The sequence below is a fragment of the Flavobacterium sp. N2820 genome, assembly GCF_025947285.1.
Lineage (GTDB): Bacteria > Bacteroidota > Bacteroidia > Flavobacteriales > Flavobacteriaceae > Flavobacterium.
The window spans coordinates 408,996-422,554 of the sequence record NZ_CP110008.1; the positions used below are offsets into that span (position 1 = coordinate 408,996).

General features: G+C 36.2%; 4 protein-coding genes. 2 read left to right on the top strand and 2 right to left on the bottom strand.

Features of this window, described 5'->3' with window-relative positions:
* Positions 1–35 precede the first annotated feature (35 nt).
* Complete coding sequence (locus OLM52_RS01970) at positions 36–644, top strand: response regulator transcription factor (RefSeq protein ID WP_264549475.1); 609 nt, start codon at positions 36–38, stop codon at positions 642–644.
* On the opposite strand, the gene OLM52_RS01975 is transcribed toward OLM52_RS01970, so the two are convergent.
* Positions 634–2,310 (bottom strand): sensor histidine kinase, encoded by a 1,677-nt coding sequence (locus OLM52_RS01975; RefSeq protein ID WP_264549476.1) that lies wholly within the window; start codon positions 2,308–2,310, stop codon positions 634–636. The two genes, OLM52_RS01970 and OLM52_RS01975, sit on opposite strands and share 11 nt — an antisense overlap.
* A 176-nt stretch (positions 2,311–2,486) precedes the next feature.
* Positions 2,487–3,614, bottom strand: coding sequence for a two-component regulator propeller domain-containing protein (locus tag OLM52_RS01980; protein ID WP_413614419.1), 1,128 nt, complete (start codon positions 3,612–3,614; stop codon positions 2,487–2,489).
* A gap of 183 nt (positions 3,615–3,797) precedes the next feature.
* Between OLM52_RS01980 and OLM52_RS01985 the strand changes: the two genes are divergently transcribed.
* The gene (locus tag OLM52_RS01985) at positions 3,798–13,529 is read left to right on the top strand and encodes a gliding motility-associated C-terminal domain-containing protein (protein WP_264549478.1); all 9,732 of its coding nucleotides are present in this window, start codon (positions 3,798–3,800) and stop codon (positions 13,527–13,529) included.
* The last annotated feature ends 30 nt before the right edge of the window (positions 13,530–13,559 follow it).

Genomic DNA, 13,559 nt, shown 5'->3' on the forward strand with positions numbered 1-13,559 from the left:
TTTCAAATTTGTTAGATTAGCACAAAATTATTTGTATGACACAAAATATTTTAATAGTAGATGATCATTCTATAGTTAGAGCAGGAATTGAAATATTGCTATCAGATAAAGTAGATAATCCATTTTTTTATGAAACGGATTGTTTTGAAAAATGTTTGTACTTTGTAAGTAATTATGCAATAGATTTGGTTATTTTAGACATAAATCTTCCAGATGGTTTGAAAACGATGATGATTACAAAAATAAGAACCATCAATCCGGATCAAAAGATTTTGATTTTTTCTGCGCACGAAGAAGACGAAGTTAAAATTAAATACATCAAAGCTGGAGTTAACGGATTTGTATCTAAGCTAGAAGACGAGCAAAAATTTATTGACGCAGTAATTGAAGTGTTAAATAGTGGAAATTGTATTTCAAATGATTTACTTTCAAGAGCAAATGATATGTCTTTTATTGAAATAAAAGACAAACTTTCTTCAAGAGAAAACGAAGTCGCAAACCTTATGATACAGGGTTATGGTAATTTAGAAATATCTAATGAATTAAGTTTAAAAATGTCTACAGTGAGTACTTACAAAAATAGAATTTTTGAAAAACTCAATATTTCTAATGTAATTGAGTTAGTTGCAATTTTTAATAATTAATTATTTTTGAATCAACTACAATTTCTATAATTGTTCCTTTTGGTTTGTTTTTTATGATTTTAAAATCTCCATTTAATAGATTAACCAATTCAATTACTAGATACAAGCCTAAACCATTATTTTGAAAATTGAATTTAGAGTTTTCATAATTATTAAAAAGTGAAGTATAATAGTCTATTTGCTCATCAGAAAACCCTTTACCAGTATCTATTATTTTCAAAAAAATCTTATTGGATTTTAAATCAATATTTACTTCAATAGATCCATTCTCTGTGTTTTTAATGGCGTTATCTAACAGATTACTAATTATTATTTTGGATGTTTTCTCGTTGATTAATATTTTTTTTGAGCTTAGATTTTTGTAACTTATTGTTGTGTTTTTAGAGGAAGCAATGTTCTTATATAGGTTAATTATATCATTAGATATTTTGTCAGAATCTATAAAATTATCTTTGTTTATAGAGTTATCCAAAACAATTTTTGAATATTCAATTAAGTTGTCAATAAAATTTAGAAGCGCCTTAGATGAATTATTTAATGTTGTACTTATTTTTTGAATTTCGGTATTTTCTAAATCTTTCGATTTTTTTTCTAAATTATTGATTCCAATATTAAGAAATTTCAAAGGTGATTTGATATCATGGCTTATTGTGCCAATTAACTTTTTCTGTTGATTTATTTTATTTTTTAGATTTAATTCTGCAGCTTTTAAGTTTTTAATATTTTCTTTTAATTCTTTAGTTCTAATGTTGATTGTTTTTTCTAAAGTTTCGTTTTGTAATCTCAAAATTCTATATCGAATCCAAATGAATAAGTATATCGAGGATAGAAGTAATACTAGTATTAAAGTTTTAAACCAAACGGTTTCATAGAAATAATAATCAACAATTAGTGTGATTTTTTTTGTAGAAAATTTAGTGTCAAAGCCATTCAGTTTTCTAATTTCTAATGTATGAATTCCTGGAGAAAGCGCAGTTAAAATAATATTTCTTTTTTCTGAAATGGGTAGCCAATTTTCTTTACCGGTTTTAGAAATTCGTTGTTCTAATATTAGATTATTATTGTTCCCAAAAAAAGGAATGTCAATAAATATTTCGGTTAATGTGTTTTCTCTTTCTAAATATATGGTGTCTTTAAAAAAAATGGATTTATCTTCTAATTTTGCTTCTTCAATAAAAAAGTTAATGTGTGGAATAATAGCTTTCGATTTATTTGGATTGAATGAAATAATACCATTTATACTAGGAAAAATAAATCTTTTATCATTTAGTTTTGTTGCACATGGTTGACAACCTCCATTGAATTCATTTGTTTTGAAACCATTTTCCATAGTATAATGATGATAATATACAGGAACTGACGGGTTTTTCGTATGTTCAATTAAATTGTTTTTTGAAACTTCGAAAAGTCCTTTATTTGAACTGATCCAAAAATGTTTGTTTTTATCCTCAATAATACAGTGTGCGGTTCTTAGGTATTTTCGTTTATCTACAGGTAGTATTGTAAATTTTCCAGCTTCAAATAGTGAAATTCCATTGCTGTAGGAACACAACCAAATTTTGTTATCTGAACAAATAAATATACTTCTAAAGTCATTATCTTTTAGGTAAAATTGAAATTTATTTGTTTTAGAATTATAAATAGCTAGTCCCTTTTTTGAGGCCATTAAAATATTTTTATTTTTATCTTCTGTAAAAAAAACAACACTTGTAATCGGTAAGTTAAACCTTGAACTAATGTTGGTTAAGGTATTTCCATCAATTACTAATATTTTTGGATTTTTAGAATAAGTTTCTTTAAAACCAATCCAAATTCTATTATTAGAGTCGCAAAAAACAGATCCTATTTCGTTGTCAAAATAGAATTCCTTACAGTTTGTGTAGTTTTTATTTTTAAAATACACATATAAAGACCTCCCGTTTTTAATCCATATGTTATTATTTTTATCAATTGAAATAATATACTTGTCGTTTTAGCTTTTAATGCTTGAATGTTTTTTATAAAATTATTAGCACTGAAAATTTCTCCATTTGAAGTAAGAAAATGTTTTTGGTCTAATTTTATATTGGCATAGTAATTTTTTTCAATATAATCAGGGTTTGAAATGCTTTTGAATTTATGTAAAGTTATAATTTTTAGCCCTCTATTAGGAGTTCCTATGTATAAAAATTGATTTTTACTATCATAATACATTGCAGTTATTTTGTAATCTAATTGTGCCTTAAATTTCAAAATACTGATAGTTAATAGTTTATTATTGTGATTAATAATTTGTACTATTTCAGTATTGTTTATGGCAAATAATTGTTGCGTAAGAGAATTATAATGTAGTGTAGAGTTTGTGGGTAACTTAATTTTTTGAAAACTTAATTTTTTAAAATTAAAACAACTGTAATTTCCATTTTGATCTATTATAAACAACGCATCATTTAATAAATAGGCACTTTCATTATTTTTAAAATTATAAAATAGACTTCTTTTTTCTGTTTTTTTGTCTGATATAAAAGTGATAGTGTCTTTTTTGATAAGATAAAAGTCATTATTGTTTACTATTAACTTATTTTCAAGATTTTCTTCTGCAATAAAATCATTTTGATGATAGTTCAGGTAGTTATATTTATTAGAATATTTTGATTTGGATATTGAAGGTTTTCTTTTGTTTATAAGAATAATATCGGTGCCGTTTTCAGTTTCTGTAAATAAGGAGTCTTTTTTTATATTTCCTTTAATAAAGTACATCCTGTTTGCCTTAAAATTAAAGTTGTTACTGTTAAAAACTTTAAAATTAATCCCATCAAACCTTACTAAGCCATTTTCGGTTGTCATCCAAATAAAACCATATTTATCTGGTGTAATACTTTTTACAGAATTTTGAGGTAAGTGTTCTGTATCTGCAGAAAACCATTTACTATCATAGTCTTCTTGTGAGAATGCAAATTGTAAAAAAAAGAAAAAAATAAGTTTTTTCATAAATAAAAATCGATAAAATACATATTTATCCGTTGTAATCCATTTGTAGTCTTTATTCTACAAAAAATACAGAACTTCACAACAAATATCTTAAAAAAAACTTAATAGTTTTGCCGACTGTTACTAATTTATAACAAATGGTAATAAAATATTTATTGTAAAATAATTAAAATTTAAACTATAATGGAATCATTCCCTATTGATTTTTTTAGTGTAAAAAACAGTTGTAGAAAGCACACAAGATTTTTATTGGTGTTATTTGTTTTTTTTTCAACTGTAAATGTTTTTTCTCAAAATTATGAAAATGTTGCTATTACAGGAGTAATATCAGGAAACAATACAAATAATTGTTTGTTTTCAGCAACATCACCAACTCTTCCCACTTTAGCAAGAGTTCGAGTTCAGCAAATAAGCGGCGGTGGTAATGTAAGGATTTACAGAACAGGTGATAATTTTACCTATGAGCATAATTCAGGCTTTACTGCTGGAATTCCAAACAATTTGACTAGATTTAGAATATCATTTTTGTTAGCCGATGGTGTTACAACTATACCTGTAAACGATTACAGGTTCGTAATAAATGATATTGATGGTGCAAATAATGAGTCTTTGGCTACTAATTGTGGTTCTGGAATACGTTTTACTGCAACGGCAATTCCTACAAATTTGGTAGTTGATAATACCCCACCAGATTTAAATGCTACTGGAACAGTTAATGAAACAGGAGGAACTACTAGTAGGGTTATGTATGAGTTTAATGATTTGAATCAAATTGAATTTGACTGTTATGCTAATAATGGCTTCATAAAAGAATTTGATATTAATTATAACAACTTTACCATTGCTACACCTTTATATGCTGTTTGTTTAAACGACTCAGATGGTGATGGCGTAACAGATGATTTAGATTTAGATGATGATAATGATGGAATATTAGATTCGGTTGAAGCGGGAGGAAATGATCCTAATGGAGATCATGATGGAGATGGATTACCAAATTTTTTAGATGTAACTGATAATTCTGGTGCACATCCTACTTATATAGCTAATGCAGATGGTTCTGTAACAAATTACACTGATGCAGATAGTGATGGTGTTCCTGATGTATATGAATCAAGTTTAGATGGAGATTCAATTCCAAATCACTTAGATTTAGATTCTGATGATGATGGTTGTTCAGATTCAAATGAATATTATGCTTCTTTAACTGCTGACGGTGGTGATGGTGGAGTTTATGGTATTGGTGTTCCAGCTGTAAATCCAAACGGAACTGTTGTTGCAGCTTCTTACATAGGTTCATTTGCAAATGTTGTTTCATCAGGTTCAGTAAGTACAATTAATACTCAACCTACAAATCAAATAACAATACATGGTTTAAATGCAACTTTTAGTATTGTGAATTCAGGTGGTTCAGGTATTACTAACTATCAGTGGCAAGAAAGCACTAATAATGGTTCAACTTGGAATAATGTAATTAATGGAGGGATTTATGGAGGGGCAACCACTAATACCTTAAATCTAACAGGCGTATTAGCATCTATGAATGGTTATGATTACAGGGTTATTATTTCTGAAACAAATTATATTTGTGCAAATGTTCAATCTTTATCAGCAAATTTAACTGTTACTAATGTTATTGTTGCCAATAACGATGCTACCCCAGCCGATTTATCTACTGTAAATGGATATACTGGAGGAGTTGCAGGTGACCTAACAACAAATGACACGTTAAACGGCGTAGCAGTAATAGATACGGAAATCACCATCACAGTAGTAAACAATGGAGGCTTAACAGGCGTAGCAATTGCAACCAATGGAAACATAAGTGTTCCAGCAGGCACCCCAGCAGGGAGCTACACTGTAGAATACCAAATTTGTGAAAACTTAAACCCAACGAATTGTGATACAGCTTTTGCAACAGTAGTTGTAGATGCAGCTCCAATTGTTGCCAATGACGATGCTACCCCAGCCGATTTATCTACTGTAAATGGATATACTGGAGGAGTTGCAGGTGATCTAACAACAAATGACACGTTAAACGGCGTAGCAGTAATAGATACGGAAATCACCATCACAGTAGTAAACAATGGAGGCTTAACAGGCGTAGCAATTGCAACCAATGGAAACATAAGTGTTCCAGCAGGCACCCCAGCAGGGAGCTACACTGTAGAATACCAAATCTGCGAAAATTTAAACCCAACGAATTGTGATACAGCTTTTGCAACAGTAGTTGTAGATGCAGCTCCAATTGTTGCTAATAACGATGCTACCCCAGCCGATTTATCTACTGTAAATGGATATACTGGAGGAGTTGCAGGGGATGTAACAACGAATGACACGTTAAACGGCGTAGCAGTAATAGATACGGAAATCACCATCACAGTATTAGCTGATGGAGGCTTAACAGGCGTAGCAATTGCAACCAATGGAAACATAAGTGTTCCAGCAGGCACCCCAGCAGGGAGCTACACTGTAGAATACCAAATCTGCGAAAACTTAAACCCAACGAATTGTGATACAGCTTTTGCAACAGTAGTTGTAGATGCAGCTCCAATTGTTGCCAATAACGATGCTACCCCAGCCGATTTATCTACTGTAAATGGATATACTGGAGGAGTTGCAGGTGACCTAACAACAAATGATACGTTAAACGGCGTAGCAGTAATAGATACGGAAATCACCATCACAGTACTAGCTGATGGAGGCTTAACAGGCGTAGCAATTGCAACCAATGGAAACATAAGTGTTCCAGCAGGCACCCCAGCAGGGAGCTACACTCTAGAATACCAAATTTGTGAAAACTTAAACCCAACGAATTGTGATACAGCTTTTGCAACAGTAGTTGTAGATGCAGCTCCAATTGTTGCCAATAACGATGCTACCCCAGCCGATTTATCTACTGTAAATGGATATACTGGAGGAGTTGCGGGTGATCTAACAACAAATGACACGTTAAACGGCGTAGCAGTAATAGATACGGAAATCACCATCACAGTACTAGCTGATGGAGGCTTAACAGGCGTAGCAATTGCAACCAATGGAAACATAAGTGTTCCAGCGGGCACCCCAGCAGGGAGCTATACTGTAGAATACCAAATTTGCGAAAATTTAAACCCAACGAATTGTGATACAGCTTTTGCAACAGTAGTTGTAGATGCAGCTCCAATTGTTGCCAATAACGATGCTACCCCAGCCGATTTATCTACTGTAAATGGATATACTGGAGGAGTTGCAGGTGACCTAACAACAAATGACACGTTAAACGGCGTAGCAGTAATAGATACGGAAATCACCATCACAGTACTAGCTGATGGAGGCTTAACAGGCGTAGCAATTGCAACCAATGGAAACATAAGTGTTCCAGCAGGCACCCCAGCAGGGAGCTACACTGTAGAATACCAAATTTGTGAAAACTTAAACCCAACGAATTGTGATACAGCTTTTGCAACAGTAGTTGTAGATGCAGCTCCAATTGTTGCCAATAACGATGCTACCCCAGCCGATTTATCTACTGTAAATGGATATACTGGAGGAGTTGCAGGTGATCTAACAACAAATGATACGTTAAACGGCGTAGCAGTAATAGATACGGAAATCACCATCACAGTAGTAAACAATGGAGGCTTAACAGGCGTAGCAATTGCAACCAATGGAAACATAAGTGTTCCAGCAGGCACCCCAGCAGGGAGCTACACTGTAGAATACCAAATTTGTGAAAACTTAAACCCAACGAATTGTGATACAGCTTTTGCAACAGTAGTTGTAGATGCAGCTCCAATTGTTGCCAATAACGATGCTACCCCAGCCGATTTATCTACTGTAAATGGATATACTGGAGGAGTTGCAGGTGACCTAACAACAAATGATACGTTAAACGGCGTAGCAGTAATAGATACGGAAATCACCATCACAGTAGTAAACAATGGAGGCTTAACAGGCGTAGCAATTGCAACCAATGGAAACATAAGTGTTCCAGCAGGCACCCCAGCAGGGAGCTACACTGTAGAATACCAAATTTGTGAAAACTTAAACCCAACGAATTGTGATACAGCTTTTGCAACAGTAGTTGTAGATGCAGCTCCAATTGTTGCCAATAACGATGCTACCCCAGCCGATTTATCTACTGTAAATGGATATACTGGAGGAGTTGCAGGTGACCTAACAACAAATGACACGTTAAACGGCGTAGCAGTAATAGATACGGAAATCACCATCACAGTAGTAAACAATGGAGGCTTAACAGGCGTAGCAATTGCAACCAATGGAAACATAAGTGTTCCAGCGGGTACCCCAGCAGGGAGCTATACTGTAGAATACCAAATTTGTGAAAACTTAAACCCAACGAATTGTGATACAGCTTTTGCAACAGTAGTTGTAGATGCAGCTCCAATTGTAGCCAATAACGATGCTACCCCAGCCGATTTATCTACTGTAAATGGATATACTGGAGGAGTTGCAGGTGATCTAACAACAAATGACACGTTAAACGGCGTAGCAGTAATAGATACGGAAATCACCATCACAGTAGTAAACAATGGAGGCTTAACAGGTGTAGCAATTGCAACCAATGGAAACATAAGTGTTCCAGCAGGCACCCCAGCAGGGAGCTACACTGTAGAATACCAAATCTGCGAAAACTTAAACCCAACGAATTGTGATACAGCTTTTGCAACAGTAGTTGTAGATGCAGCTCCAATTGTTGCCAATAACGATGCTACCCCAGCCGATTTATCTACTGTAAATGGATATACTGGAGGAGTTGCAGGTGACCTAACAACAAATGACACGTTAAACGGCGTAGCAGTAATAGATACGGAAATCACCATCACAGTAGTAAACAATGGAGGCTTAACAGGCGTAGCAATTGCAACCAATGGAAACATAAGTGTTCCAGCGGGTACACCAGCGGGCAATTATACCGTAGAATACCAAATTTGTGAAAACTTAAACCCAACGAATTGTGATACAGCTTTTGCAACAGTAGTTGTAGATGCAGCTCCAATTGTTGCCAATGACGATGCTACCCCAGCCGATTTATCTACTGTAAATGGATATACTGGAGGAGTTGCAGGCGATGTAACAACAAATGATACGTTAAACGGCGTAGCAGTAATAGATACGGAAATCACCATCACAGTACTAGCTGATGGAGGCTTAACAGGCGTAGCAATTGCCACCAATGGAAACATAAGTGTTCCAGCGGGCACCCCAGCAGGGAGCTACACTGTAGAATACCAAATCTGCGAAAACTTAAACCCAACGAATTGTGATACAGCTTTTGCAACAGTAGTTGTAGATGCAGCTCCAATTGTTGCCAATAACGATGCTACCCCAGCCGATTTATCTACTGTAAATGGATATACTGGAGGAGTTGCAGGGGATGTAACAACGAATGACACGTTAAACAGCGTAGCAGTAATAGATACGGAAATCACCATCACAATATTAGCTGATGGAGGCTTAACAGGTGTAGCAATTGCAACCAATGGAAACATAAGTGTTCCAGCGGGCACCCCAGCAGGGAGCTACACTGTAGAATACCAAATTTGCGAAAACTTAAACCCAACGAATTGTGATACAGCTTTTGCAACAGTCGTTGTAGATGCAGCTCCAATTGTTGCCAATAACGATGCTACCCCAGCCGATTTATCTACTGTAAATGGATATACTGGAGGAGTTGCAGGTGACCTAACAACGAATGACACGTTAAACGGCGTAGCAGTAGTTGATACCGAAATCACCATCACAGTATTAGCTGATGGAGGCTTAACAGGCGTAGCAATTGCCACCAATGGAAACATAAGTGTTCCAGCGGGCACCCCAGCAGGGAGCTACACTGTAGAATACCAAATTTGCGAAAACTTAAACCCAACGAATTGTGATACAGCTTTTGCAACAGTAGTTGTAGATGCAGCTCCAATTGTTGCCAATAACGATGCTACCCCAGCCGATTTATCTACTGTAAATGGATATACTGGAGGAGTTGCGGGTGATCTAACAACAAATGACACGTTAAACAGCGTAGCAGTAATAGATACCGAAATCACCATCACAGTATTAGCTGATGGAGGCTTAACAGGCGTAGCAATTGCAACCAATGGAAACATAAGTGTTCCAGCGGGCACCCCAGCAGGGAGCTACACTGTAGAATACCAAATCTGCGAAAACTTAAACCCAACGAATTGTGATACAGCTTTTGCAACAGTAGTTGTAGATGCAGCTCCAATTGTTGCCAATAACGATGATTTTAGTTCAGTTTCTATAAATGAAACTCTTGGTGGTGTTGCAGGCGATGTAACGACAAATGACACGTTAAACGGTGTAGCAGTAATAGATACGGAAATCACCATCACAATATTAGCTGATGGTGGATTAACAGGAGTAACTATTGCTGCGAATGGTGATTTAAGTGTTCCAGCGGGTACACCAGCGGGCACTTATACCGTAGAATACCAAATTTGTGAAAACTTAAACCCAACGAATTGTGATAATGCTTTCATAACAGTAGTAGTTCTACCTGATAATGATGGTGATGGAATTGATGATATAGTTGATATTGATGATGATAATGATGGTATTACAGATATTGAAGAACAAAATGGAAATCCTATTCTAGATACAGACGGAGATGGAGTAATTGATAGTTTTGATTTAGATGCAGATGGAGATGGCGTAAATGATGTTTTTGAAGCTGGTCATGGAGAATCTGATGTAAATAATGATGGTATAGTTGATGGTCCAGTTGGAGTTAATGGTATGCCAGATGCTGTAGAAGGTGGTGTTGATGGAGCAGGTCCAGATTATACTCCTCAAGATTCTGATGCCGACGGAGTTCATGATTTCCAAGATATCGATGACGATAACGACGGCGTAAACACAGAATTCGAGAATCCAAATGCAGATGGTGATGGTAACCCTAACACAGGAACTACACAAGATACAGATGTCGACGGAATAGACGATTACTTAGATATCGATGACGATAACGACGGCGTAAACACAGAATTCGAGAATCCAAATGCAGATGGTGATGGTAACCCTAACACAGGAACTACACAAGATACAGATGGCGACGGAATAGACGATTACTTAGATATCGATGACGATAACGACGGCGTAAACACAGAATTCGAGAATCCAAATGCAGATGGTGATGGTAACCCTAACACAGGAACTACACAAGATACAGATGGCGACGGAATAGACGATTACTTAGATATCGATGACGATAACGATGGTGTAAACACAGAATTCGAGAATCCAAATGCAGATGGTGATGGAAACCCTAACACTGGAACTACACAAGACACAGACGGCGACGGAATAGACGATTACTTAGACATCGATGACGATAACGACGGCGTAAACACAGAATTCGAGAATCCAAATGCAGATGGTGATGGTAACCCTAACACTGGAACTACACAAGACACAGATGGCGACGGAATAGACGATTACTTAGACATCGATGACGATAACGATGGTGTAAACACAGAATTCGAGAATCCAAATGCAGATGGTGATGGTAACCCTAACACAGGAACTACACAAGACACAGATGGCGACGGAATAGACGATTACTTAGACATCGATGACGATAACGATGGTGTAAACACAGAATTCGAGAATCCAAATGCAGATGGTGATGGTAACCCTAACACAGGAACTACACAAGATACAGATGGCGACGGAATTGATGATTACTTAGATATCGATGACGATAACGATGGTGTAAACACAGAATTCGAGAATCCAAATGCAGATGGTGATGGTAACCCTAACACTGGAACTACACAAGACACAGACGGCGACGGAATAGACGATTACTTAGATATCGATGACGATAACGACGGCGTAAACACAGAATTCGAGAATCCAAATGCAGATGGTGATGGAAACCCTAACACAGGAACTACACAAGACACAGATGGCGACGGAATAGACGATTACTTAGACATCGATGACGATAACGATGGTGTAAACACAGAATTCGAGAATCCAAATGCAGATGGTGATGGTAACCCTAACACTGGAACTACACAAGACACAGACGGAGACGGTACACCAGACTACTTAGATGTAGATGATGACGGTGACTTAGTAGATACAGAATTTGAGAATCCAGATCCAAACGGAGACGGAAACCCATCTGATGCTCAAGACACAGATGGCGACGGTACACCAGACTACTTAGATGTAGACGACGATGGAGACTTAGTAGATACAGAATTTGAGAATCCAGATCCAAACGGAGACGGAAACCCATCTGATGCTCAAGACACAGATGGCGACGGTACGCCAGACTACTTAGATGAAGACGACGATGGAGACTTAGTAGATACAGAATTTGAGAATCCAGATCCAAATGGAGACGGAAACCCATCTGATGCTCAAGACACAGACGGAGACGGTACACCAGACTACTTAGATGTAGATGATGACGGTGACTTAGTAAACACAGAATTTGAGAATCCAGATCCAAACGGAGACGGAAACCCATCTGATGCTCAAGACACAGATGGCGACGGTACACCAGACTACTTAGATGTAGACGACGATGGAGACTTAGTAGATACAGAATTTGAGAATCCAGATCCAAACGGAGACGGAAACCCATCTGATGCTCAAGATACAGACGGCGACGGTACACCAGACTACTTAGATGTAGATGATGACGGTGATTCAGTAGATACAGAATTTGAGAATCCAGATCCAAATGGAGACGGAAACCCATCTGATGCTCAAGATACAGACGGAGACGGTACGCCAGATTACTTAGATGTAGACGACGATGGAGACTTAGTAGATACAGAATTTGAGAATCCAGATCCAAATGGAGACGGAAACCCATCTGATGCTCAAGACACAGACGGAGACGGTACACCAGACTACTTAGATCTAGACGACGATGGAGATGGTATTCCAACAGCAGATGAAAACCCAGATCCTAACGGTGATGGCGATCCATCAGACGCACAAGATACAGATGGCGATGGTATTCCAGATTATTTAGATGCTGATGACGATAATGATGGTATTATAGCATACAATGAAGGTGGAAATATTGATACAGATGGTGATGGTTTACCAAACTATTTAGATCAAGATGCTGATGGAGACGGAATTCCTGATAACGTTGAGGCTCAAACAACAGCTGGATATATTGTTCCTTCTGGAGTTGATACAAATAACAATGGAATTGACGATGCTTATGATACAGGATTAACTCCTATTGATACTGATGGTGATGGGACTAATGATATGTTTGATTTAGACTCAGACAATGATGGAGTTCATGATCAATATGAAACAGGAGTTGATTTGGCTGGTACGGATACAGACAATGATGGTTTAGATGACAATGTTGATACTACACCAGGTTATGATGATCCAAACGGAATATTTGTAACACCTAGCGATGATCTTCAAGATACTGATGGTACAGAAGATGTTGATTATAGAGATATTGATGACGATGGTGATGGTTTAGATACAGAAACTGAAAATGGTGATGAAAATGGTGATGGTAACCCAGATGATGCATTTGATTCAGACGGCGATGGTATTCCAGATTATTTAGAATTTAATAATCATCAACCTTCTTCAGATGATTTAGAGATCTTCAATTTGGTTACTCCTAACGGAGATGGAGATAATGATGTGTTTGTAATCAGAAACATTGAATTGTATCCAGATAATACTGTTCAAATTTATAACAGATGGGGTATCTTAGTTTATGAAGTTTCAAGTTATAATCCAAGTGAAGGAAGAGCATTTGTTGGTCTTTCTGAAGGAAGAGTAACCATTAGCCAATCATCTGAATTACCAGTAGGAACTTACTTCTATGTAGTAAAATACAGAAACAGTGCCGGAAACAGCAAAGAACGTTCAGGATATTTATATATTAATAGATAATAAAAGCTTCAAGGGGAAGCAATTCCCCTT

What these genes read in the sequence shown, in the direction of transcription:
- OLM52_RS01970 (WP_264549475.1), top strand. Translation starts at nt 36, where the DNA reads ATGACACAAAATATTTTAATAGTAGATGATCATTCTATAGTTAGAGCA.
- OLM52_RS01975 (WP_264549476.1), bottom strand. Translation starts at nt 2,310, where the DNA reads ATGGCCTCAAAAAAGGGACTAGCTATTTATAATTCTAAAACAAATAAA.
- OLM52_RS01980 (WP_413614419.1), bottom strand. Translation starts at nt 3,614, where the DNA reads ATGAAAAAACTTATTTTTTTCTTTTTTTTACAATTTGCATTCTCACAA.
- OLM52_RS01985 (WP_264549478.1), top strand. Translation starts at nt 3,798, where the DNA reads ATGGAATCATTCCCTATTGATTTTTTTAGTGTAAAAAACAGTTGTAGA.